Source organism: Pelagibius sp. 7325 (assembly GCF_037652055.1).
Taxonomy (GTDB): domain Bacteria; phylum Pseudomonadota; class Alphaproteobacteria; order Kiloniellales; family Kiloniellaceae; genus Pelagibius.
Window position 1 is genome coordinate 120,467 of record NZ_JBBKAH010000013.1, and the last position, 22,639, is coordinate 143,105.

Annotated in this window: 17 protein-coding genes, 2 tRNA genes and 1 riboswitch; of the genes, 7 read left to right on the plus strand and 12 right to left on the minus strand. The window is 66.9% G+C overall.

The window, feature by feature from the left end:
- Positions 1 to 87: 87 nt before the first annotated feature.
- Positions 88 to 3,669, plus strand: a complete 3,582-nt coding sequence (gene cydC, locus WDC82_RS23295) for a thiol reductant ABC exporter subunit CydC (protein ID WP_340119819.1) — start codon at positions 88 to 90, stop codon at positions 3,667 to 3,669.
- Positions 3,670 to 3,721: 52 nt separating this feature from the next.
- On the opposite strand, the gene WDC82_RS23300 is transcribed toward cydC, so the two are convergent.
- The 6 genes from WDC82_RS23300 to WDC82_RS23325 form a co-directional block, all read right to left on the minus strand.
- On the minus strand, positions 3,722 to 5,476 hold the full coding sequence (locus tag WDC82_RS23300; protein WP_340119820.1) for an ATP-dependent Clp protease adaptor ClpS: 1,755 nt from the start codon (positions 5,474 to 5,476) through the stop codon (positions 3,722 to 3,724).
- Positions 5,477 to 5,707: 231 nt separating this feature from the next.
- Positions 5,708 to 5,784, minus strand: a tRNA-Arg gene (locus WDC82_RS23305).
- A 59-nt stretch (positions 5,785 to 5,843) separates the two neighbouring features.
- Positions 5,844 to 6,149: an ETC complex I subunit gene (locus WDC82_RS23310; protein ID WP_340119821.1), complete on the minus strand. Its 306-nt coding sequence runs from the start codon at positions 6,147 to 6,149 to the stop codon at positions 5,844 to 5,846.
- Positions 6,150 to 6,274: 125 nt separating this feature from the next.
- The gene (locus WDC82_RS23315; protein ID WP_340119822.1) at positions 6,275 to 6,700 is read right to left on the minus strand and encodes a VOC family protein; all 426 of its coding nucleotides are present in this window, start codon (positions 6,698 to 6,700) and stop codon (positions 6,275 to 6,277) included.
- A gap of 75 nt (positions 6,701 to 6,775) precedes the next feature.
- Positions 6,776 to 6,852, minus strand: a tRNA-Pro gene (locus WDC82_RS23320).
- A gap of 84 nt (positions 6,853 to 6,936) precedes the next feature.
- Positions 6,937 to 7,764, minus strand: a complete 828-nt coding sequence (locus WDC82_RS23325) for a polyphosphate kinase (protein WP_340119823.1) — start codon at positions 7,762 to 7,764, stop codon at positions 6,937 to 6,939.
- Positions 7,765 to 8,012: 248 nt separating this feature from the next.
- Between WDC82_RS23325 and WDC82_RS23330 the strand changes: the two genes are divergently transcribed.
- Positions 8,013 to 8,252 (plus strand): hypothetical protein, encoded by a 240-nt coding sequence (locus WDC82_RS23330; RefSeq protein ID WP_340119824.1) that lies wholly within the window; start codon positions 8,013 to 8,015, stop codon positions 8,250 to 8,252.
- Between the two features lie 41 nt (positions 8,253 to 8,293).
- On the opposite strand, the gene mtgA is transcribed toward WDC82_RS23330, so the two are convergent.
- The 5 genes from mtgA to thiB form a co-directional block, all read right to left on the minus strand.
- The gene (gene mtgA, locus WDC82_RS23335; protein ID WP_340119825.1) at positions 8,294 to 9,082 is read right to left on the minus strand and encodes a monofunctional biosynthetic peptidoglycan transglycosylase; all 789 of its coding nucleotides are present in this window, start codon (positions 9,080 to 9,082) and stop codon (positions 8,294 to 8,296) included.
- Positions 9,072 to 11,414, minus strand: a complete 2,343-nt coding sequence (locus WDC82_RS23340) for a DUF2336 domain-containing protein (RefSeq protein WP_340119826.1) — start codon at positions 11,412 to 11,414, stop codon at positions 9,072 to 9,074. The genes mtgA and WDC82_RS23340 overlap by 11 nt, the downstream gene beginning before the upstream one ends.
- Before the next feature lie 140 nt (positions 11,415 to 11,554).
- Positions 11,555 to 12,277, minus strand: coding sequence for a thiamine ABC transporter ATP-binding protein ThiQ (gene thiQ, locus WDC82_RS23345; RefSeq protein WP_340119827.1), 723 nt, complete (start codon positions 12,275 to 12,277; stop codon positions 11,555 to 11,557).
- Positions 12,270 to 13,865 carry a thiamine/thiamine pyrophosphate ABC transporter permease gene (thiP, locus tag WDC82_RS23350; RefSeq protein ID WP_340119828.1) on the minus strand — a complete coding sequence of 532 codons (1,596 nt, stop codon included), beginning with the start codon at positions 13,863 to 13,865 and terminating at the stop codon, positions 12,270 to 12,272. The genes thiQ and thiP overlap by 8 nt, the downstream gene beginning before the upstream one ends.
- A gap of 25 nt (positions 13,866 to 13,890) precedes the next feature.
- Positions 13,891 to 14,895: a thiamine ABC transporter substrate binding subunit gene (gene thiB, locus WDC82_RS23355; protein ID WP_340119829.1), complete on the minus strand. Its 1,005-nt coding sequence runs from the start codon at positions 14,893 to 14,895 to the stop codon at positions 13,891 to 13,893.
- A 55-nt stretch (positions 14,896 to 14,950) separates the two neighbouring features.
- Positions 14,951 to 15,070: riboswitch (TPP riboswitch) on the minus strand.
- Between the two features lie 141 nt (positions 15,071 to 15,211).
- On the opposite strand from thiB, the gene WDC82_RS23360 reads away from it, so the two are divergent.
- From WDC82_RS23360 to WDC82_RS23375, 4 genes are all read left to right on the plus strand, one after another.
- Positions 15,212 to 16,987 (plus strand): sensor histidine kinase, encoded by a 1,776-nt coding sequence (locus WDC82_RS23360; protein WP_340119830.1) that lies wholly within the window; start codon positions 15,212 to 15,214, stop codon positions 16,985 to 16,987.
- A gap of 104 nt (positions 16,988 to 17,091) precedes the next feature.
- Entirely contained in the window at positions 17,092 to 17,412 is a 321-nt protein-coding gene (locus tag WDC82_RS23365; RefSeq protein ID WP_340119831.1) for an NIPSNAP family protein, read from the plus strand.
- A gap of 158 nt (positions 17,413 to 17,570) precedes the next feature.
- Entirely contained in the window at positions 17,571 to 18,593 is a 1,023-nt protein-coding gene (adhP, locus tag WDC82_RS23370; protein WP_340119832.1) for an alcohol dehydrogenase AdhP, read from the plus strand.
- Positions 18,594 to 18,717: 124 nt separating this feature from the next.
- Positions 18,718 to 19,461, plus strand: a complete 744-nt coding sequence (locus tag WDC82_RS23375; RefSeq protein WP_340119833.1) for a GNAT family protein — start codon at positions 18,718 to 18,720, stop codon at positions 19,459 to 19,461.
- A 6-nt stretch (positions 19,462 to 19,467) separates the two neighbouring features.
- Here WDC82_RS23375 and WDC82_RS23380 read toward each other — a convergent pair whose 3' ends face one another.
- Positions 19,468 to 19,857 (minus strand): DoxX family protein, encoded by a 390-nt coding sequence (locus tag WDC82_RS23380; RefSeq protein ID WP_340119834.1) that lies wholly within the window; start codon positions 19,855 to 19,857, stop codon positions 19,468 to 19,470.
- Positions 19,858 to 20,107: 250 nt separating this feature from the next.
- On the opposite strand from WDC82_RS23380, the gene WDC82_RS23385 reads away from it, so the two are divergent.
- Entirely contained in the window at positions 20,108 to 22,261 is a 2,154-nt protein-coding gene (locus tag WDC82_RS23385; protein ID WP_340119835.1) for a hypothetical protein, read from the plus strand.
- Positions 22,262 to 22,639 lie beyond the last annotated feature (378 nt).

Genomic DNA, 22,639 nt, shown 5'->3' on the forward strand with positions numbered 1-22,639 from the left:
GTCTACGTTCAGACTATCCTCGCCCGACTGATAACGATTCGCAAGGTCGGACGGCCCCGCCGGTCGTCCCATCACGGGAGCATGCCGATGCATTTCGAACCCCGCCTCTGGGCTCTCACCGAAGGAGTGCGGCTGCGCATCCTCTGGGCCGTCATGATCGGGCTGGTCGCCGTGGGCTTCGGGGTGGCACGCCTCGCGCTGCTCGGCTGGCTGATCGGCGAGATCTTCGCCGGCCGCGAGCTGGCGTCCCTGACCCTGCCGATCACGCTGATCGCCGGCGTCATGGTGCTGCGCGGGATCTTCGAACATTGGCGCACCATGCTGGCCCACGAAACGGCGGCGCGCGTGCAGAAGAAGCTGCGGCGGACCATCTATGACCGCATTGCCGCGCTCGGGCCGGGGACCGTGGCCCGCCGGCGCTCCGGCGCCCTCACCCTGTCGCTGATCAACGGCGTGGAGCAGCTCGAGGTTTACTTCGGCCAGTTCCTGCCGCAATTCCTGGTCTCCCTGCTGACGCCGCTGCTGATCTTCGCCGTGGTCGCTTTCATCGACCTGCCGGTGGCCGCGGTGATGCTGGGCTTCGCATTGCTGGCCCTCTTTGCGCCGGCGCTGTGGCACAAGCTGGAGGCGCGAAAGTCTGGCGACCAGCAGCAGGCCTATGCCGGCTTCGCCGCCGAGTTCCTTGATTCGATCCAGGGCCTGGCGACGCTGAAGGCCTTCGGCCAGAGCAAGGCGCGCGCCGACGCGCTCGAGGTGAAAGCGCAGGACCTGTTCCGCCGGACCATGTGGGTGCTGGCCACCAACGTGCTGAGCCGCGGCATCACGGACAGCTCCATCGCCTGCGGCGCCGCCGTGGCGCTGGCGCTCGGCGCCATGCGTGTCGAAGCCGGCAGCATGGAGCTGAGCGCTCTGCTGATCATCCTGATGCTGGGCGTCGAGATATTCCGACCGCTGCGCGAACTGCGCAACGTGCTGCACCAGGGGATGGTCGGCATGGCGGCGGCGCAGGGCATCTACCAGATTTTCGACGACAAGCCGCTGGTGGCCGATGCGCCGGCGGCGCCGCTCGGTATCCCGCCGGCGCCCACCATCACTTTGGAGGACGTGCGCTTCCGCTATCCGGGCACGCGGCGCGACGTGCACCAGGGACTCACCTTCAAGATCGAGGCCGGCGAGCGCGTCGGCCTGGTCGGCACCTCCGGCGGCGGCAAGTCCTCCATCGTCCGCCTGCTGCTGCGCTTCTACGACCCGGACCAGGGCAGCGTCCGCATCGGCGGCCACGACCTGCGAACGCTGACGTTCGACCAGATCCGGGCCATGATCTCCGTCGTCAACCAGGATACCTTCCTGTTCCACGGCACCGTCGAGGACAATCTGCGCATGGGCCGGCCCGACGCCAGCAACGCTGACATCGAGGCAGCGGCGCGCGCGGCCAACATCCACGACTTCGTGATGGGCCTCTCCGACGGTTACCAGACCGTCATCGGCGAGAAAGGCATCAAGCTCTCCGGCGGCCAGCGCCAACGCGTGGCCATTGCCCGCGCCCTGCTACGAGACACGCCGATCCTGGTGCTCGACGAAGCGTTATCAGCCGTCGATGCCGAGAACGAAGCGATCATCCAGCAGGCACTCGACCGGCTGATGCGCGGGCGCACCACGCTGGTCCTCGCGCACCGCCTGTCCAGCGTGATCGACTGCGACCGTATCCTCGTGCTCGACGGCGGCCGCGTGGTGGAGAACGGGCCGCACGATGCGCTGATGCAGGAAAAGGGCGTCTACGCCCGCCTGATGGCGGAGCAGGTACAGGAGTCGCGCGCCGCCGAAACGCTCGCGGCACCTGGCAGCGCCCCCAAGGCAGAGGCGGCTGCCGGCCTGCCAGGAGGCGGCGCCAAGACGGTAACCGAAGGCATCATCAAGGCGGAAGGCCTGAGCTGGATGCAGCTCGTGGTCGCCTTGATGAAGCTCGCCATGCCGTGGAAGGGCCGGCTGGCCGCCACCTTCATCTTCGGGGTGCTGCGGGTCGTCGCCTTCATCGCGGTCGCCGCCCTGAGTGCTCTGGTCGTACTCGCGCTGAAGAACGGCCAGCCTTACGACCATTGGCTCTGGGCCCTGGCGATCGTTGCGCCGCTGTCTGGCGTCCTGCATTGGCTTGAATCCTGGATCGCCCATGACATGGCCTTCCGGCTGCTGGCCGAGATGCGGATCGATGCCTTCCGCAAGCTGGATGCCCTGGCACCGGCCTATCTGGTGCGGCGGCGCACCGGCGACCTGATGGCTTTGGCAACCCACGACATCGAGCTGGTAGAGTACTTCTTCGCCCACACGATGGCGCCGGCCTTCGTCGCCGTCCTGGTGCCGGCGGCGGTGCTGACCTTTCTCGCATCCGAGAGTCCCTGGATCGCCGTGGCGCTGGCGCCTTTCCTGCTGGCGGTCGGCCTCAGCCCGCTGCTGCTGCGCCGGCGCGTCGATCGCCTGGGTTCCGAGGCGCGCGAGGCGGCCGGCGAACTCGGCGCCTTTGCCGTGGACTCCGTGCAGGGACTGGGGGAGATCGTCGCCTTTCAGCAGGAGGCGCGTCGCGGAGAACAGCTCGATGCGCTGTCGGAACGTCACATCCGCCTGCGCCTGCCGTTCTTCGGCGAACTGACCCTGCAGCAAAGCCTGCTCGAGGTCTTCACCGGCCTGGGCGGCCTCGCCGTCGTGGTGACCGGCGCGGCACTGGCGGCAGGCGGCACACTGGACCCGGCAGTGCTGCCGCTGCTCACCCTGCTTGCCATGGCGGCCTTCCTGCCGGTTTCCGAAATCGCGCAGGTCGGCCGCCAACTCGCCGACACCCTGGGCGCAACGCGGCGCATCTACGCGCTGGCCAACGAGCCGGTGCCGGTCACCGACGGGCCGGGCGTGCCGCCGTCAAGCGGAGCCGTCCGCGTGGCGCTGGAGCGGGTGAGCTTCACCTACCCGGGACAGAACCGCCCTGCGCTGCGCGACATCAGCTTCGAGATCCCGGCCGGCAAGACCGTCGCGCTGGTCGGCACCTCCGGCGCCGGCAAGACCACGACGGCGCAACTGCTGATGCGTTTCTGGGATCCGGACGAAGGCCGCGTCACCATGAACGGCGAGGACCTGCGCCACTACCGGCTCGACGGCCTGCGCCAGCGCATCGCGCTGGTCGCGCAGGACACCTACCTCTTCAACGACACCCTGCGCAGCAACATCATGATCGGCCGGCCCGACGCCGGCGAAGCCGAGCTGGCGGCGGCGGTCGCCCATGCCTCGCTGGACGGCCTGGTGGCCAGCCTGCCCGATGGCCTCGATACGCGGGTGGGCGAGCGCGGCACCAGCCTCTCCGGCGGCCAGCGCCAGCGCGTCGCCATCGCCCGCGCCTTCCTGAAGGACGCGCCGGTGCTGATCCTCGACGAGGCGACCTCGCACCTCGACGCCGTCAACGAACAGGCGCTGCGCCGCGCCCTCGGCCACCTGCAGGCCGAGCGCACTACCGTCGTGATCGCGCACCGTCTGTCCACCGTCCGCGATGCCGACATGATCGTGGTCCTGGAGCAAGGCTGCCTGGTCGAAACCGGCACGCACGAGAGCCTGCTGGCGCAAGGCGGGCTCTACGCCCAGCTGGTATCCCGCCAGCTCACCTCGGCCTACGCACCGGCGGCGCAGTAGGAGCCATGAGCGCGCCGCCGGGGAGAGTCTGAAAGGAAAAGTGCCGACCAGCCTAGGGCGATGCTTGAGTGTCTTGCTGACCGCCAAGCAGCCTGGCGTTCAGACGGCCTCCCTCAAAAAGCATCTCACCCAGGGCCCGATCCAGATCTTCGGCCGTAACCGCTGCATCGTCGCCACGCTCGGAGCTCACTTGGGCGACGCGACGCATCAGCTCCTTGATGAAGGCGGCGCTGACACCTTGAGTCCGCTCGACCGCCGCAGCCACGACATGCGGCGTCAGGGCCAGCACCCCACCATAGAGCCCGACGAGCTTTTCCCGCCCGCGACGGTCCGGCACCGGGAACTCCACAGCCTGGTCGATACGCCCCGGGCGTCCAGCAAGTGCGGCTTCGAGCTGCTCCGGGCGGTTCGTCGTGAGAACGAAGAATATCTCGGCATCCTCCTTCAGGCCGTCCATCTCATTGAGCAGCCGGTTGAGGAGCGACTCTTCGCAGGCACTTCCCATGCTTTCGCGCTGGCGCGCGATCAGGTCCGCGTCCTCGATGACGACGAGCGAGGGCTGCAGCAGTCGCGCCAAGCCGAAGTAGGCAGGAAGGAGCCCAACCTGCTCGGCTGTCACGAGCAACGTTGTATGTTTCGGCAAACAACTCGCAAGATAGCGCACGGTGTGGGTCTTGCCGGTGCCCGGCGGGCCATAGAAAAGCAATCCCTTCTTTGTCGACTGGCCAAGCAATTTCAGCTTGCGGCGATGCTCTGCGAATGACAGGACATTGCGATCAAGCAGCGCCAGAGTCTCCTCCGGCAGAATGACCTGATCACGGCTCACCGCCGGCAGCCTGTGCACCAGGACTGCGCCGGCCATTCCGCTCCAGTGGTCCGCTGCTTCTAGGGAGAGAATCTTTCCGCGATAGGCGTTCGCTGCCGTGATGGTGGTTTCGATGGCGGCGAAATACCGCTGGACAAGCTCTTGGCCCGCTTCGCCCGCGGGCACGGCAATCTCCAATCGAATCTCGCAGCCCCCTTGCGGACGCGTCTCGTTCGAGATCAGCGCCGCATGGCGAAAACCATCGCACTCCAGCAGCCACAGCCCCCGCTCAATGCAGGAGACCGGTGCATCGTCGCCGACATCCACATCGGCATACTGGACCGGCGTCAAGAGTTTGGCATCCCGCTGAACCTGCAGCAGGTCGGCGAAGGTCAAAGCTTCATAGCGGAAGCTTCCTTTGACACCAACCAGACGTACGGTCCTGGCGGGCATGATCTCATCCAGGGCCCTCTGGAGGTCGGCGCGCGAGCGCTCAGGATAGACGCGCGTCGAGGTGACGAGGTCTTCGATGCGGGTACCCGCGAAGTGCCAATCCAGGATCTCCTTGGAATGTCTGAACTTCGCGCTCTTGATACTTCCGGAAAGATGGGCCGAAGCCTGCAGGATGCAGTTGTTGCAAATCCGCGCAGCCCTCGTTCCATACAACTTGGCGACCTGGGCTTCCGGCGTGCCGCAGAAATCGCACTGTGCCTGCCCCGGCACGCTGCGCCCTTCCGCTGACTGCTGAGCGAGGCTCAATGAATGTCCTGCTGCCGTGATTCGCGCATTTGCGGCATCCAGGAGTGCCGCCGCTACGGACGGCGGCCATAGGCCACAGAGAACTTCTCCATAGTGGTGAGCTGTCGCAGCGAGTTGGTGCGCGTCGACATCCTCTTTACTGAAGACCGACACCAGCAGATCGACTACGAAATCAAAGGGCGTGCTCTGATCGTTCAGGAGCAGGATCTGAACATTCTCAGCCGCCTTCGGCACATCCAGCATAAGTCGTCTCAATGGAAAGTGATCAACCGCCGGATGAATCTGACGGCCTTGGGTTCACATTCCATTAAGGCCCGTAAAATGGGCGGGAACCGCCTGGCGCGTGCGTCGAAGAGGTCTTCACGCTGAAACGCTCGCTCACCTGGCGTGCCCGACGGCGAGCACGTGCCAAACTTTCAGACTATTGGCCGTTCGCAGCAATCTCTTGTAAGGCACTGAAAAAATTAGAGAAATTGGCGCGCCCGGCAGGACTTGAACCTGCGACCCCATGCTTAGAAGGCACGTGCTCTATCCAGCTGAGCTACGGGCGCTTGGAAGCCCTCGACGCGAGACCCCCTCCCGTGCTTCCGGAGGGGCCGTCAGAAGTGACTCAGTGGGTCCAGCGGCCCAGGCGGTCGTATCTGAAGTTGTCGGCGTAGGCCTTCGGCTTCACTTTTCTCTCGTGTGGGCGCTCGACGCTGTACATCAGGCCCTCTTTCTGGGCGTAGGCGATCGCCTCTTCCAGGGTGTCGAAGCGCAGGCGCAGCTGCGAGCGCATGTCACTGGACGACGTCCAGCCCATCAGCGGCTCGACCTGGCGCGCCGACTGGGGCTCGAACTCCATGACCCACTGGCGGGTGGTGGCCCGGCCGGACTGCATCGCCGTCTTGGGCGGCTGGAAGATTCGCACCTGCATGCGCCGATCCTGCTTCCTGGAGGGAATCCCAAAGATTTGCGCCGCATGATAGCCGCTGACCCGGCCCGCGCAACGCCTTTCCGCACGGCCGTTTTCCGGTCCGCGGGAAGACAGTCCGGCGCTGCTCACAGCCCGGCCAGGGCCGGCTCTCCGGTCACCCCGGCGGCCTCGGCGGCGGCGAAGTCGACGTGGATGTGGTTGCCGTCGGGGTCGTGGATATTGACCTGGACGATGCCGAAGTCACGGATGACGCCGATCCGGTAGGCGACGCCGAGGTACTTCAGATGCGCCAGAAACGCGCCCAGTCCCTCGGCCGCGAAGGCGAAGTGCTCCAGCCGCAGGGCGCCCTCCGGCGCCGGCTGCTCGGCCACCTCGACCAGGTGCACCGTCGCCTGGCGCCCCTCTCCCGCGCCGCTGTAGAGCCAGGCGCCGGCGAAGCTGAAGGCGGGCCGCGGCCCGACGGTCATCCCCAGGACATCGCAGTAGAAAGCCTGGAGCCGCGCCAGCTCGGCGGTGCGGATGTTCACGTGGTCCAGCTTGGCGAGGGTCATGGAGCGAGCCCCGCGCGGGTTCTCCGCGCGCCTTCCGGGGGATTAGCCGGCGGATTGGCCAGCGGATTGGATGGTTGGTCGGGGCGAGAGGATTCGAACCTCCGACATCCTGCTCCCAAAGCAGGCACTCTACCAGGCTGAGCTACGCCCCGATGCGCGGAAAACCTAGGGTCTCGCCCCGCATTTGGCAACGCCAAAGCGCGCCGCCGCGCCGCCGACGCCATTTTCCCAAGGCGCTACAGGTCCTTCGGCAGCGAGCCGAAGACCGCCCGGGCCAGCGCGATGGCCTCGGCATCCATCGGCGGCGCCTCCAGTTCGACGCCCTCGGCAAAGGTGCCGGTGATCAGCCGCAGGGCGGTGATCCGGGCGTACTTTTTGTCTTCGGCCGGGATGACGTGCCAGGGCGCAAGGTCCGTCGAGGTGAGCGCGACCATCTCCTCCACCGCCGCCTCGTAGTCCGGCCGCCGGTCGCGGTTGCGGAAGTCTTCGTAGGTCAGCTTCCAGCGCTTCATCGGATCGTGCAGCCGCTGCTCGAAGCGCTTCAGCTGCTCCTCCGGCGAGATGTGCAGAAAGACCTTCACGATGCGTGCCCCGTCGTCGGCCAGCATGCGCTCGAACTCGTTGATCTCGCGGTAGGCGCGCGACCACTCGGCCTTGCTGGCGAGACCCTCGACCCGCTCGACCAGGACCCGGCCGTACCACGAGCGGTCGAACACCGAGATTGCGCCGACCGGTGGCACGCGCTCCCAGAAGCGGTAGAGAAAATGGCGCGCCTTGTCGACATCGGTGGGCGCGGCGATCGGCCAGACCTTGAAGCCGCGCGGATCCATCACCGCGCTCATACGCCGGATAGTGCCACCCTTGCCGGCAGCATCCCAGCCCTCGAAAACCACGATGCCGCGGTCCCCGGAGGCCAGGTAGGCCTGCTGGATCTTGCGCAGCAGAAGCTGCTGCTCCGCCAGCGCGTCATCGTATTTCCCGCGCTCGATCGTCTTGTCCAGCGCGACCCCGGCGAGCTGAAAACGCTTCGGTTTCTTCGCCTTTCTTGCGGCTTTCACGCTCATGATCCTCGCCTCTTGCTCCGCTGTTCCCGTATACGGCGTCATCGCCGCCTGTCGGCCCCTGCCCCGCCGGGAGGAAACCTAACGGATTCCGCCCGACCTGCGCCAACTTTGGTCTTGCGCGCTGCCGCCGCCGAAAGGTCTCAAAAAAGTCCTCCCCACCGCAGGAGTGACCGCTCCTGGGACAGCGAAGCGGCCGGCGCCCCGGCATGCTGGAGACTGCGCCAGGGCAGAGCCAGGGGAAGAATGCCATGTCCGTACCCTTCGACATCGTCGTCAGCCGGCTGCGCAACATGTTGACGCGGATTTCCGCCGCGGATTCCGGTTTCGAGGATCTTTGCACCCGCCACGCCGAGCTGACCGCCGGCATCCGCAGCCTGAACACGCTGGAAGATCCGGCCGCCGCCCAGCGCGACGGCGAGCTGCGGCGCCGGCGTGCCCAGCTGGAACAGGAGATGTTCGCCATCATGCAGGCGAACACGCGGGTCTGAGAAGAATCCGCTCCAACGGGCTGCTGACGAGAACATCCCCCCTAGCCGCTGACGCAGTCGAGCAGCGGGCCCAGTTGGCGCACCCGCGTGCGGATGGTGCCGGCACGCTGGGCGACGTAATCGCTCGCCGGCTGCGGACTCCACTCCAGCGGATTGGGCAGCACGGCGGCGAGTCGCGAGGCCTGGGCCAGGGAGAGTTCGCCGGCCGGGCGGTCGAAGTAGTGCCGCGCCGCGGCCTCGACACCGTAGATGCCCGGACCCCATTCGGCGACGTTGAGATAGACCTCGAGAATGCGCTGCTTCGGCCACAACAGTTCGAGGCTCGCGGTGAGCGGCACCTCCAGCCCCTTGCGGATGATGCTGCGCGACGGCCAGAGGAAGAGGTTCTTGGCCGTCTGCATGGAGATGGTGCTGCCGCCGCCGGCGCGCTCGCCGGCCGCATAGGCCTCGACCGCCGCCTCCAGCGACTTCCAGTCGAACCCGCTGTGCTCGCAGAAGAGATTGTCCTCCGCCGCGACCACCGCCTGTCGCATCGGCACGGCGATCTCCCTCCAGGCGACCCAGTCCTTCGACAGCCCCTGCCCCTCGACCAGGCGAATCAGCATCAGCGGGGTGACCGGCACCGGTACGAAGCGGTAGAGCACGACGAGGCTCAGCGGCGCGATCACGAAGACCACCAGCAGGGCGATGACGGCGCGCCGCAGCCAGCCCTTGAAGGTGAGCGGCAGCCATCGCCCTCCGCCGGACCCGCCCCCGCGCGATGCCGTCCGGCCGCGTCCGCCCCCGCCCTTTGCCCGCCCGGCGGCCTTGCCCTTGCGCCTAGTGGACATCCGGCATGCTCCCCCGGCGCTGGCCGCTCCAGTTGCGCTGCCACTTCGCCAACACCTTCTGCGCGGTGGCCGGCGGCATGCGGTCGTACATCTGCAGCATCGCCGCGGTACGCTCCGGCTCCTCCTCGCGGCTGCCGCCGCGCAGGTGGTCGGTCAGCAGAAAGATCGAGCCGAACAGCAGCTTGTCGACCCCGACGGCGCGGCAGACGATGGCGAGATCCTCGCCGCGGCCGCCGTAGACGATGCGCTGCAGCTGCGGGCTGCGCAGGGCGGTCAGCTCGCTGAACAGCAGCTCGAAGAGCGGCAGGTTGCCCCGGCGCAGCGCGTGCACGATGGGATGTGCGGCGGTATCCGCTTCGCTGCCGAGCTGTGCCGCTTCCGCGCCCTCTTCCGCCCCCGCTTCTGCCGCCGTGACCTGTGCCGGTGCAGCACCCTGGGCGGCGCCGCGCCGCGCCGTCGCGGCCTGCATGGCGGCCCTGGCTGCCGCCGTCGGCGGCGTGACGCCGTCCACCCGGATCCGCGCGCCTTCCGGCAGCCGCGACATGGCGATCCGCGGCACCGCCGACGGCGCAGCCGCGAATGCCGGCTCCGGCACCGATACCGGTTCTGCCACTGGCTCCGGGATCGGCGCCGGCTCGGGGGTCGGCGCCCGCGCCGGCACCTCGATGACCGGCCGCTGCGGCAAGGGCGCGTCGCGAGCCGTCGAAGCGGTCGCATCCGGCGACGTCAGTAGGCGCTGCGGTGCCACCACCGCAGCCGTCCGACGCCGCCCGCGCAGCCAGATCAGCAGCACCAGCATGACGAGCACCGCAACGGCGCCGACGACATAGATCTGCCGCTGGTCAAGTTGAAGCGGCGACACGGCCGGCTTTTCCGCAGTCTCGGCCACCGGCTGCGCGGGCGGGACGGCTTCAGCGGTCGCCTGCTGGGCCGCCGCCTCCACCGCCCTGCGCTGCTGCGCCTCGGCTTCCCGTTCACGCGCTGCCGCGGCCTGGCGCTCACGCTCCGCTGCAGCAGACCGCTCGCGCTCCCGCGCGAGGGCGGCTTCCAGCCGGGCCGCCTCCTGCGCCCGGGCTTCCAATGCGGCGGCCAGTTCGCCGACCTTGGCCTCCAGTGTCGCCACCTGGCGCCGCGCGCCGTCGAGCGCTTCGTCCTGCGCGGCGATCACCGGTGTCGCCCCGGGCTCTCCCGCCGTGACCCTGTTGCGCGGCGGAAAGCCATGAACCGCGATCGCCGCGCGGGCGGCGGCGGCGTCTGGCGGCGCTGCGCTCACCCTGCTGCCCGGCGTCTGCGCCACGAGCGCGCCGAGGTTCACGCTCTGGTCGTCCTGGTGCGGCGCCGCAGTCGTCGGCCGAGGCTCTCGCCCCTCGACCCGCGCGGCGGCCAGGGCCGAGCGCGGCGCCGCAGCGACAACCTCGGCGGCAGCCTGATCGACCGCGTCGGCGGCTTCGCGCGCCGCCGCGCCGAGCTGCGTCCGGCGCAGGGCCGGATCGAGCAGCACCCAGCCGCGGGTCACCGCAAAGCCGTCGACCTGGGCCACGGAGGCCGACCAGTCGCGCTGCAGCCGCTCGGCCTCCGCCGCGCCGAGGATCGCGGCCATCTGGCTTTCAAGCCCGCGCACGGTCTCGAAAGTCGCCCTCTGGCGCTGCGCGAAGCCCTGGCGGGCCGCAGGATCGCCTTCCCCGATGCGCCTGAGGGCGAGCCAGAGGTAGGCGTCCTTGGCCTGGAAGTAGCGCGCCAGCAGCGGGCGTCCCATTGGGTCCTGCGACGGCGCGACGAGACCGCCGACCGCGCGCAGGTGATCCGCCAGCCAGGGCCAATCCTGCGGCAGGCGCCGCTGCGCCAGGGCCTCGAACAGCGCGGGCATCAGTGAATCGCGCAACAGGACCTCCGACGCCTCTGCGTCCGCAGCGTCTTCCCAGCCGCCGTCGAGGGTGTCGTCAATGGCGATGCGGCCGGCTTCGGCCAGGGCGACCCGCCGCCCGTCGGGCAGATCCTCGATCACCAGGCTGTCCCCCAACAACGCGCGGCGCAGGACCGCCGCCGTGCCCTTGTAGTTGATCCCCAGGCGATACCATCGCGCGCTGGCGGCTTCGTTGGTCTCGCGCCCGGCGACCGCAGCGAAGAACGCGCCGAGGGCCTCCATCTGGACGAGGGCGGCCTCGATGTCGGCGGCGGTCAGCGCGGGACCCGCCTCCCGGGCCGCTGCGACAGGAGTCGACAGCACGGCGAGAGAAACCAGCAGGAGAATCCGGCGCAGCAGCGCCGCCGCCCGGCTCCCCGGCCGGGCGAACGCCTCGCGGTCCCCTCGTCTCCCTCGCGCCGACCCCATAACACCTTCATGCGGCTTGTTTTTTATCTCGGGCGGGCGACCCTGCGACGGCGCCGTCCCGCAGTCCAACCTAAAACAATGCCAAGGGTTGCGGTAGGGCAAGCCTGCCGTCGTGCCCTCGCCCTGGGAAAACGGGGGAGTCAGCCGGCTTCCGGCCCCAGGAAGGCGCGCAGCGCGGCGGGCTCGCGCGCCGCCAGCAGGGCCTCCGTCGGGCCGGCGGCGACGATTCGGCCGTCGCAGACGAAGGCGGTCTCGCCGGCGATGCGGCGGGCGTCCTGGGGATTGTGGCTGACCATCACCACGGTAAGGTTCCTTTCCGCCTGCAACTGGCGCAACAGGTCGAGCATCTCCAGCCGGAGGCCGGGATCGAGGGCGCTGAAGGGCTCGTCCAGCAGCAGCAGCGGCTTGTCCCGCACCAGGCTGCGCGCCAGGGCCACGCGCTGGCGCTGGCCGCCGGAAAGCTGTGCCGGGCGGCGCTTCTCCAGTCCCTCCAGACCGACACGGGCCAGTTCCCCGGCGACCGCGTGCCGCTGGGCGGCATCGAGGCGCAGGCCCGGGTCGAGGCCGAGGCCGACGTTCTGTTCGACTGTCAGATGGGCGAAGAGGTTGTGCTCCTGAAACAGGCTGGTGACCGGGCGGTCGGCCGGCTTGCGCTGCGTGACGTCCTCGCCGGCAACCAGCACGCGGCCGGAAAGCGGCTTCTCGAAGCCGGCGATGAGGCTCAACAGCGTCGACTTGCCCGCCCCGCTCGGTCCCAGCACGGCGAGGCATTGGCCGCGCGCGAGCGTCAGGTCGAAGACCATCTGCATGTCCTCGTAGCGGAAGGTGAGGCCCTCGACCTGCAGCATGGAACGGTCAGACATTGTCTCGCCTTCGCAAGCCGCCGAGGCCGCCTTCGATGACGAGGAACAGCACGAGGCACAGCAGCGACAGGAGCGCCGCGATGACCGCCGCTTCCGACATGCGGAAACCGCCCATGGCGCGGTAGAGCAGCAGCGGCAGGGTGGCGAAGTCCTGGCTGCCGAACAGGGCGACGACACCTAGGTCGCCGAGCGACAGCGTCGCCGCCACCGCCAGCGCCAGGCCGACCGGGCGGCGCAGGCCCGGCCACTCGATCAGACGCAGGCGGTTCCAGCCGGCGATGCCGAGGCTCTGGCAGAGGCGGTCATGGCGCTGCGCCTCCTCCATCATCGGCCCGCCGAGAAAACGCACCACGAAGGGCAAGGCCATCAGCGCGTTCACCAGGATGACCAGCGGCATGCCCAGCGCGAAGACGTCGGCCACCGGGCGCAGCAGCACGAAGAGTCCGGTCGCCAGCACGAAGGGCGGCACCACGAGGATGAGCGAAGCGGAAAGCTCCAGCCGCCCGGCGGCGCCGGCCCGCGCCAGGCGGTGGCGCAGGATGCGGCTGGTGACCAGGATGGCGCCGCCCAGCAGCAGGGCCAGGCTGGCGGCCGAGAGCGCGATGACCAGCGACTGGCCGGTTGCGCGCCACAGGGTTGCGCGCGTCAGCACCTCGGCGGCGGTGGGGTTGAATCCGGCAACCGCGACGGCGGCCAGCGGCAACACCACCAGGCCGATGGTCACCAGCAGCGCCAGCGCATCCACCGCGATACCGATGCGCCCGCCGGTATCGGGCCGCTCGTAGATCCGGCCCTCGGTGAGCGCCGTGGTGCTGGGCACCGCGAGCCGCAACACCGCCGTCACGATAACGCTGCACAGCAGCAGCTGCACCAGCGCCAGCGTGACGGCGCGCCCGAGGTCGAAGTCGAAGCGCAGCGCCTGGTAGACGGCAACTTCCAGCGTCGTCGCCTTGGGTCCGCCGCCCAGCGTCAGCACCACCGCGAACGAGGTGAAGCACAGCATGAAGACCAGCCCCGCGGCGCCCGGCAGCACGGTGCGCATGGCCGGCCACTCGATAAGCCGGAAGAGATCGCGCGACTTGAGGCCGAACTGGCTGGCGACGCGCCAGGTCTCCGGCGGCACCGCTTCCACCGCCTGCAGCAGAATGCGCGCCGCGATGGGCATGTTGAAGAAGACATGCGCGATGAGGATGCCGGTGAGGCCGTAGAGGTAGTCCGCGCGCCCGAGGCCGAGGAAGGCCAGCGCGTCGTTCACCCAGCCGGTGCGCCCGTGCACCGCGGCAATGCCGAAGATGGCGACGATGGTGGGAATCACCAGAGAGAGACTGAAGAGACGCAGCAGCAGGCCCCTGCCCGGAAAGCGCCGCCGCGCCATCGCGCGCGCCACGGGGACCGCCAGTGCTACCGAGAGCAGCGTAGAGAGCGTCGCCTGGAGAACGGTGAACCACACCACGCGCCAGAGGTAGGCATCGGCGAGGTTGCCGACGAAGTCGAAACCCGGCGCGGCGAGGCCGAGCGCCAGCAGCGCACCGCCGACCACCGCTGCGACAACGGTGAGCGCGAGTGCGGCGGGCAGCCACCAGGGCATGACAAACAGGGAACCGGAGGCGGCGCTATTCGCTGACCGCCTGCAGCCATTCCTCCACCCAGGCCTTGCGCTCTGCGGCGACTTCCTCCGCCGGGAACAGCAGCGGCTTTGCCGGATCCACCAGCCTGTCGTAGGCGGCGGGCAGGCCCTCCGGCAGGTCGATCACCGGGTACATCCACTGCCCCGTCGGAAGCGTCGACTGGAAGCCGGGGGTCAGCATGAACCGGAGAAACTGCTGCGCCAGTTCCGGGTCGTCGGTCGACCGCGTCATCGCCGCCACCTCGACCTGCATGTAGTGGCCCTCGGCGAAGCTGGCGGCCCGGTAGCGGTCCTCGTTCTCGGCGATCATGTGGTAGGCCGGCGAGGTGGTGTAGCTCAGCACCATCGGCGCCTCGCCCTCGAGGAAGAGGCCGTAGGCCTCGCTCCAGCCCTTGGTCGTGGTCAGCGTCTTCCTGGCGAGCTTCGCCCAGGCCGCCGGAGCCTCGTCGCCGTAGACCGAGCGCACCCACAGCAGCAGGCCGAGGCCCGGCGTCGAGCTGCGCGGGTCCTCCAGGATGATCTTCAGGTCGTCAGGCGCCTCGACCAAGTCCCGGAGGCTCTTCGGCGGATCGGCCAGCACTTGCGTGTCGTAGACGAAGGCGAAGTAGCCGAAGTCGAAAGGCAGGAAGGTGTCATCGCGCCACGCGATGGGCAGCTGGAGATTGTCCGGCGTCACGCCGTGCGCGGCAAAGAGCCCGCTCTCCTTCGCCTCGGCCAGGATGTTGAGATCGAGCCCCAGCACCACGTCGGCCCTGTTGTTCTCGCCTTCCAGGCGCAGACGGCTGAGGACGCCGATGGAGGAATCGAGCGCGACGAACTCCAGCGTGCAGTCGCACTGGCCCTCGAAGGCCTCCTTGATCGCCGGGCCCGGCCCCCAATCGGAGGTGAAGGCATCGTAAGTGTAGACCGTCAGCGTCTTGTCCGCGGCGCCCGCGGGCAATGCGGCGAAACAGATCGCGGCGGCGCCAAGCAGGCAAGTCGAAAGGTGCATTATTCGCTCCATAGTATCTATGGGGCGGCTGGTTTTGAGAAACGGTGGGCTGGTGGTCGGCCGGTCGCTCAAATCCCTCCGCCGGCATTACCCGGGTCAGGTTCATCGGGTTGTCCGGTCTGCGGCAGGGCCGCGCCGGTCTCTCAGCCCTTGATGGGCACCCCGTTGAGACGGAGGCAGAATAGGGTCAGGGCGCTGCGGCTGCAAGCACTCCCGCCAACGCTCGGGGTCGGCCGTCCGGGCGATCTATGCAAGTGCTTTTCCCGGCGACACGCCTTATTGTGGGCCCTGTGAACGCCCCCCGACTGGTATCCCAATGAGCGAAACCTCCGCGCAGGCCAATCCTGCCCGGCACCCGGACATCCCTGCTCGCGTTGCCCGGCCGAGCGTCCTGCGCGTCCCCAAGGCCTCCATCGGCTTCTATCTCGTCGCCATGTTCTGCGCGGTGACCTTGCCGGTGTTCGCCTTCGCCGCACTGCTGCTGGCGCAGCTTCAGCTGAACGAGCGCGCGGCGCTGGAAAGCCGCACGGAACGCGAGGCGCAATTGCTCGCCACGGCTGTCGGCCATACGGTACAGGAGATGACCACGACGCTTCAGGTCCTGGTCACCTCGCCGGAACTGAGCAACGACGACCTGGAGGCTTTCCACAATCGCGCGCAGGCCGCACTGCGCCACGGCTCGCTGTTCGTGATTCTGGTCGACGAAGACGGTCAGCAGCTGCTGAATACCCGGGTGCCCTACGGAACCTCGCTTGGCAAGACCTCGAATATGAAGGCCCTGGAGGCGGCCCTGCGGACGGACGCCATCCAAGTCTCGGACGTCTTTTACGGCGCCACCAGCCAGCGCTGGGTCTTCAACGTCATCATCCCGCTACCGGACGACCTGACGCCGGACGGCGGCGCCCTGATCATCACCAAGAACGCCGATGAGTTGCGGGGGCTGATCAACCCCGACGGCCTGCCGGCGGGCTGGACCGCCGCCGTGATCGACAGCGCCGGCGCTGTCGTTGTCTCCAGCGCCGAAACGCCTCCGGAAGCGGATGCCGGCAAAGCGCGCCACTTCGACCCGGACCTGGCCACGCAACTGACCGCCACGAGCGGGGTTGCTTACCGCCAGAACGAGCAGGATAGGGAGGAAATCGTCGGCTACGCGCCGCTGCGGGACTCTGGCTGGAAGGCCGTGGTCTGGGGCCCAACCGTTGCCGCCCAGGCCTCGATCCTCACCACCTGGGAAAAGCTCATCTTCGGCAGTACCGCCCTGCTCGCCATTGCCATTGCCGCCGCGGTCTTCCTGGCCGGCAAGCTGCGCGTGACGATCGGCGGGCTGGCCAAGATGGCCGAGGATGTCGGCGATGGCAGGCGCGTCGCACCGATCCAGTCTCCGATCGCCGAGATCGACAGGGTCGCCCGGGCCCTGTCGGCTGCCTCCGTCGACCGCAGCCACGCCGAAGACCAGATCCGCCTGATGCTGGGAGAGCTGGCGCACCGCACCAAGAACCAACTGGCCGTCACCCAGGCGATCATCAACCAGACGTCCCGCCACAGCAAAGGCATCGATGAATTCAAGCTCGCCATTACCGAGCGGATCGCCGGCCTCGGCCGCTCGACGGACCTGCTGACCGAGACCCAGTGGACCGGCGTGCCGGTGAAAAGTGTCGTGCAGTCGCATCTGGCGAACTTTCTCGCCTCGCAGAAGCAATTGACTCTGGAGGGCGAGAATTTCCAGCTGAAGCCGGCAGCCGTGCAGAACCTCGGCCTGGTGCTGCACGAACTGGGCACCAACGCCACGAAGCACGGCGCGCTGTCGGTCTCCTCGGGCAAGGTGCGGATCGCGTGGCACATCGACAGGTCGGTCGCCGCGGCGCCACGGCTTCACCTCTCCTGGCATGAAAGCGGCGGCCCACCGCCGGCGGCACAGATAGAGAAAGGATTTGGCTCACGGATCCTGGAGCGTCATGCCGCCGCGTCGTTTCGAGGCGAGGTCAGCCTGAACTTCGCCACCGACGAGAGCGGCAACGGAACCTTCACCTGGTCGATCCGCGCGCCGCTCGACGCCTTCGCGGAGGTTGGCGAGGAAGGCACAGCGGCCTGAATTACTGCCACGGTCTGCGCGGCGACACTTCGGTCGCCGGCGAAACATCCTGCCTGCGGAAGCTGCTCTAAACGGCGAGAGTTACATCATCGCCCGAGGCCGCCATGATCACCTGCTTCATCCGCTACCAGATCGACCCCTTCAAGAAGGCCGCGTTCGAGACCTACGCCCGCACCTGGGGCCAGGCCATCCCGCGCTGCGGCGCCGACCTCATCGGCTACTTCGCGCCGCACGAGGGCTCGGCCACCACCGCCTACGGCGTCTACGCCATCGAGAGCCTGGCTGCCTACGAGGCCTACCGCGCGCGCCTGGCCGAAGACCCGCTGGGCCGGGAGAACTACCGCTTCGCGCAGGAAGAACGCTTCATCCTGCGCGAGGACCGCATCTTCCTGAAGCTCGCCTCGGCACCGCACGCAGGCAAATGACGTTTTGTGACACTTGGCCGATGAATCCTGTGACGCTTGCATCACGATTCTTGAAGCCTCGGCGCAGCAGCCCAGGTTATTGAGGAAGATCAAAGAAGTCCCGGCATCCCATCGTGTTTCATGGCGCTCCCACGCCCCCGAACGATTGGATTCCGACCATGGCCAAGACAATGAAAGCGGCGGTCGTCCGCGCCTTCAAGCAGCCCCTTTCCATCGACGAGGTGCCGGTGCCGGAGGTGACGCCCGGCAAGATTCTGGTGAAGATCGCCGCCTCCGGCGTCTGCCACACGGATCTGCACGCGGCGGACGGCGACTGGCCGGTGAAACCGAGCCCGCCCTTCATTCCCGGTCACGAAGGCGTCGGCGAGGTGGCTGCGGTCGGCGCCGGCGTCACCGCCGTGAAGGAAGGCGACCGTGTCGGCGTGCCCTGGCTGCACACCGCCTGCGGTCATTGCAAGCACTGCCTGTCGAGCTGGGAAACCCTCTGCGACGGTCAGCAGAACACTGGCTACTCGGTGAACGGCGGCTTCGCCGAATACGTGCTGGCCGATCCCGACTACGTCGGCCACCTGCCCGACCGCCTCGACTTCGCCCCCGCCGCGCCGATCCTCTGTGCCGGCGTCACGGTCTACAAGGGTCTGAAGGAAACCGACACCAAGCCGGGCGACAGCGTGGTGATCTCCGGTATCGGCGGCCTCGGCCATCTGGCCGTGCAGTACGCCAAGGCGATGGGGCTGCACGTCATCGCCGTCGACATCACCGAGGACAAGCTGAAACTCGCCCGCGAGGTCGGCGCGGATGCCACCGTGAACGCGCTGGAGAACGATCCCGTCGCAGAAGTGAAGAAGCTTTGCGGCGGCGCCGACGGGGTGCTGGTCACCGCCGTGTCACCCAAGGCCTTCAGCCAGGCCCTCGGCATGCTGGGCAAGCGCGGCACCATGTCCCTCGTCGGCCTGCCGCCGGGGTCCTTCGATCTCGACATCTTCGACACCGTGCTGACGCGCAAGACCATCCGCGGCTCCATCGTCGGCACCCGCATGGACCTCGCCGAATGCCTGCAGTTCGCCGCCGAGGGTAAGGTGAAGTGCCACTACACCACCGAGCCGCTGGAGGAGATCAACAGCATCTTCGAGCGCATGCGTGCCAACACGATCGACGGCCGCATCGTCATGACGCTCTGAGCCGGTGCCGGAGGGAGGGGCCACGCGCAAGTGGCACCCTCCCAAATTCCCATTTGGTTCTTGCCGGCGGGTCCGCCCGGCGGCATGAGGGAGCAGGATACACTCCCTCCGTGCCAGGACCGCCATGACCGCCTCGATATACGATCCGCTCGACCACCCCTTCGCGACCAACGACCTCGGCCAGCCGGTCGGAGCGCCCCTGCCCGGCTGGACCGCGCGGCCGCGGCCGCCGCGCACGGCGATGGAAGGCTGCTTCTGCCGTGTCGAGCCCGTCGATCCGGCGCGGCACGCCGCCGACCTCTTTGCCGCCAACGGCCTGGACACGGAAGGGCGCAACTGGACCTATCTCGGCTACGGCCCCTTCGCGCGCCTCGAGGACTACCGCGCCTGGATGGAGAAGACCTGTCTCGGCGACGATCCGCTGTTCCACGCCATCGTCGATTCAGCGAGCGGCAAGGCCATCGGCCTCGCCAGCTACCTGCGCATCGACCCGGCAGGCGGCGTCATCGAGGTGGGGCATATCAACTACAGCCCTGCCCTGCAGCGGACGCCGGCGGCGACCGAGGCGATGTTTCTGATGATGGCCCGCGTCTTCGACGAGCTGGGCTACCGGCGCTACGAGTGGAAGTGCGACGCCCTCAACGCGCCCTCACGCAAGGCCGCGCGGCGCCTCGGCTTCACCTTCGAGGGCATCTTCCGCCAGGCAACCACCTACAAGGCCCGCAACCGCGACACCGCCTGGTTCTCGGTCATCGACGGCGAGTGGCCGGCGCTGAAGGCCGCCTTCCAGACCTGGCTCGACCCGGCGAACTTCGACGGCGAGGGACGCCAGAAGCGCGGGTTGGCGGCGATCCGCGCCTCTGGCTGAGGCTCGCTACCCCTTCTTGCGCAGGATCGCGTCCAGCGACCAGGGGCCGGGGCCAGCGAAGACCAGGTAGAAAAAGACGAAGCAGTAGAGCAGCGCCGCGTCGCCGCCGTTCAGCACTGGGAAGAAGCTCTTCGGCGCGTGGGCCATGAAATAGGCGACGGCCATGGTGCCGGAGCAGATGAAGGCGGCCGGGCGGGTGAAGAGACCCAGCACGATGAGGGCGCCGCCGACCAACTCGATGACGCCCGCCGCGCCGCCCCACGAAGTCAGCGTGACGTTCATGGTGCTGGGCGGGAAGTTCAGCCACTTCATGGTGCCGTGGGCCAGGAAGGCCGCGCCGGAGGCGACGCGCAGCAGGCTGAGGACGTGGGGGGACCAGGAAGTCAGCGAGGCCATGTCGATTCGCCCTAATGATGAGTGATTTGAAAGGGCTAGCACGGCATTCGCCGTGGCGCCAGCATGACCGGCGTGGGGGGCACAGAGCGTGGACGACATCGTCTCACAGCCTATAGGTGCAATCGTTTGGCTATCATGCAAGGAAATAGCTACTACCTATGCACCCTGGAATTGCACAACCTCAACATGAGAGGGTTGCCGCGTAGAAGACTCAACTTGTGCCGCCGTCAGAACAAGTGGAGACGCTTCGATGATCCATCTAGAGAAGCTCGGGTTCCTGCTGCTGATCGCCATCGGCTCGCTGATCTACGCCGCCGTGCGCGGAAACCCTCACCTTCGCCGGGCGCGTGAACTTATACAGACCCGAGTGTGGCCCTTCATCGCAGTATTGGCGGGTTGCGTTGTAACCGTGCTCAGTGTCGTCGCGATCGCCATATTTGCCTCAGCGGACCTCGACTTCGCGGATCGATCAATCATCCGCGAGCTCAATACGCCGATCTCCGTGAAGATCCCCCTGGCATTGCTCTGCGGCGCTCTTTTCGTTGAACTGACTTCGGTAGTGAAGAAGGATCAAACCCCGCCGCTTTACTTGGCCGTGCGCGCCGTGCCCTTCGTCTTCTTTTTCACCATCGGCTTCTTCTCCTACGAACTGCAGCATGTTCTGCGGGCCATGACGCGCATCGAAGCCGCGGGTATCACGTTGGATTTCAACATCGCCTCGAGAGAGCAACCACAATCGCTTACATCGGTAGTCGGCAACGATGCTGGAACCACCAACATCCGTACCCCATTCCAGTTGGGCGTCAGAATGCTTCCCGAAGCCTTTGACCGTGTCACAAGAGATCGGGACAAGCTGCTGCACTGGTGCGACCAGCACGAAGCTCTGAAATGTGGCGAACTGAAGAGAATACGCGCAGCGTTGAATGATCTCGCTACCACCGAATCGGCCGACGGGGACCGGCTCGCACTGCTCCGTGTCGAGGAACAGCGGGCGCTCGAGGCAAAGGACAGACTCCACAAGGATTTTGCTACGAGTGTCGCGTACCTGGAAAAGCTGAGCCCACTGGAGCACTGCTTGGACAGGACCTATGTGGCGTTCTTTCCCAATGGCTCGCCCATTCAGGACGAGTTGTCGGAGTTTGCGGCGAGCTATTCCGCAGATCTGGTTCTCTTCGATCCCAAGGCAGCGAAAGGCGATCCGGCCGTAGACAGCGGCCATGCCGCACCGGCCAATGGCCCTACCCCGGTCACGTTCGAACCAGATGAGAACGCCAGAGAACCCACTGAAGATGAAGAAGATGAAACAAGCTTCAGTCCAGCATTGCGGACCCTTCGAGAAAATCTCATCCGATTCGGTCACTACGCCAGCCAGTACGCGGACATCACAAAGTATGAAGAACTGACTGTAGCAGCTAATCAGTGCATCGAACTGCGCCGAACCCTTGATCGAGATACCATACGCGAGTTGGCGAGCTTGCGAGCTAGACTCGAAAATCCCACCTACAGCCTGCCTTACAAGTCAATACTTGAGGCTGCCATCATTGCAGCGTCGGGCTATCCGGAAGAAGCGGGGCAGCATTTGGAAAGGGAATACGACCTCTTCATGACGGAAGAGTCGCAGGGCTACTTCGGCATCAGCCGTGGGGATTTCAGCGAGTTCGTCCTGGCTGTGCGACTGCTCAGTCCGCTGGAAGGAATCTTCGGCTATACCCGAAACACAGATGCCCAGGTAAAGTACGCGCGCATGCTGGTGACGCGGGTTGAGGACCAGTTCCGAAAGTTTAAAGCTTTCCCCGCAGACCGTCCGAGCGAGTTTGTCGCGCATTGCTCAGAAAACGGACTCATTCGAGATGACGCTCTAGTTAGCGCGGGACTTCACGAAGAAATCGAGGACTATTTCAGATTCTACATTTACTCCTATCTGCAGACGTATACACGGCTGCTGGAAGCGGCCGCCTTCGATCCCGGCGTCTTCACCAAGGAAGAGCGTTTCAATCACTTCACAAGAGTGGCCCAGGATCTGGGCAAGCTCTCAACAGACACTTCCTCTGCTCTCGAAGGGTGCCTCGGACCCGTTCTGAGAAAATTAACGAAATCCGAATCCGAGGTGGCTCGAAGGATCGAACAGCTTCGCTTCGATACTCTCGCCGCCCAGGGATTCATTCTGGCGCGGCAGGCCGACCAGCGCGAGATCGATCCAGAGATCGCTCCGCATATCGACCAAACCTTCAAGGAGGAGACCACCTGCGAAGCGCAGAAGATCCTGTTAAAGGCGTGGCGCATCAGGCGCGTCGCCGAGTCGCGCGACGGTGAGACCCCCGATGCCGCTTATTCTGAAAGAGTGCTGAAGATCCGCCGCATCCTTGAGCAGATAAACCGCTCGTCAGTGGAATGTGCCACGTGATGCACCGGCTGCGGATCAGGGCAGATAAGGTTCTGCGACAGGACCGCAATCAATTGGCTAGAGGAGAGGGATATGAGCAGATTCTGGATCGTTTTGCTGATCACGGCGGTCTGTCTCGCCACGCTCGGCATGGATACCGACGTGCTCGCCCAGACCCGGATTCCACCGCCCTGACCGATGAGGGCGGCGGGGATTGCTCGCCGCCGTGGTTCAAGAATCTCTGAGTTAGAATCTTACGGATCACAATGGCTGTGATCCGCCATGGCCGGATCGCGCAACCCTATTCGCTGGAGCCTCTTCCAAGCCGCCTGCCCCGCCTTGCCCCCCAATCCATCCAGCCGGTGGCGGGGTCCGCGGAGGCTCTATCCGGCGATATCG

What these genes read in the sequence shown, in the direction of transcription:
- mtgA (WP_340119825.1), bottom strand. Translation starts at nt 9,082, where the DNA reads ATGTCCACTAGGCGCAAGGGCAAGGCCGCCGGGCGGGCAAAGGGCGGG.
- cydC (WP_340119819.1), top strand. Translation starts at nt 88, where the DNA reads ATGCATTTCGAACCCCGCCTCTGGGCTCTCACCGAAGGAGTGCGGCTG.
- WDC82_RS23330 (WP_340119824.1), top strand. Translation starts at nt 8,013, where the DNA reads ATGTCCGTACCCTTCGACATCGTCGTCAGCCGGCTGCGCAACATGTTG.
- WDC82_RS23325 (WP_340119823.1), bottom strand. Translation starts at nt 7,764, where the DNA reads ATGAGCGTGAAAGCCGCAAGAAAGGCGAAGAAACCGAAGCGTTTTCAG.
- thiQ (WP_340119827.1), bottom strand. Translation starts at nt 12,277, where the DNA reads ATGTCTGACCGTTCCATGCTGCAGGTCGAGGGCCTCACCTTCCGCTAC.
- adhP (WP_340119832.1), top strand. Translation starts at nt 17,571, where the DNA reads ATGGCCAAGACAATGAAAGCGGCGGTCGTCCGCGCCTTCAAGCAGCCC.
- WDC82_RS23340 (WP_340119826.1), bottom strand. Translation starts at nt 11,414, where the DNA reads ATGGGGTCGGCGCGAGGGAGACGAGGGGACCGCGAGGCGTTCGCCCGG.
- WDC82_RS23300 (WP_340119820.1), bottom strand. Translation starts at nt 5,476, where the DNA reads ATGCTGGATGTGCCGAAGGCGGCTGAGAATGTTCAGATCCTGCTCCTG.
- WDC82_RS23365 (WP_340119831.1), top strand. Translation starts at nt 17,092, where the DNA reads ATGATCACCTGCTTCATCCGCTACCAGATCGACCCCTTCAAGAAGGCC.
- WDC82_RS23375 (WP_340119833.1), top strand. Translation starts at nt 18,718, where the DNA reads ATGACCGCCTCGATATACGATCCGCTCGACCACCCCTTCGCGACCAAC.
- thiP (WP_340119828.1), bottom strand. Translation starts at nt 13,865, where the DNA reads ATGCCCTGGTGGCTGCCCGCCGCACTCGCGCTCACCGTTGTCGCAGCG.
- WDC82_RS23385 (WP_340119835.1), top strand. Translation starts at nt 20,108, where the DNA reads ATGATCCATCTAGAGAAGCTCGGGTTCCTGCTGCTGATCGCCATCGGC.
- thiB (WP_340119829.1), bottom strand. Translation starts at nt 14,895, where the DNA reads ATGCACCTTTCGACTTGCCTGCTTGGCGCCGCCGCGATCTGTTTCGCC.
- WDC82_RS23310 (WP_340119821.1), bottom strand. Translation starts at nt 6,149, where the DNA reads ATGCAGGTGCGAATCTTCCAGCCGCCCAAGACGGCGATGCAGTCCGGC.
- WDC82_RS23315 (WP_340119822.1), bottom strand. Translation starts at nt 6,700, where the DNA reads ATGACCCTCGCCAAGCTGGACCACGTGAACATCCGCACCGCCGAGCTG.
- WDC82_RS23360 (WP_340119830.1), top strand. Translation starts at nt 15,212, where the DNA reads ATGAGCGAAACCTCCGCGCAGGCCAATCCTGCCCGGCACCCGGACATC.
- WDC82_RS23380 (WP_340119834.1), bottom strand. Translation starts at nt 19,857, where the DNA reads ATGGCCTCGCTGACTTCCTGGTCCCCCCACGTCCTCAGCCTGCTGCGC.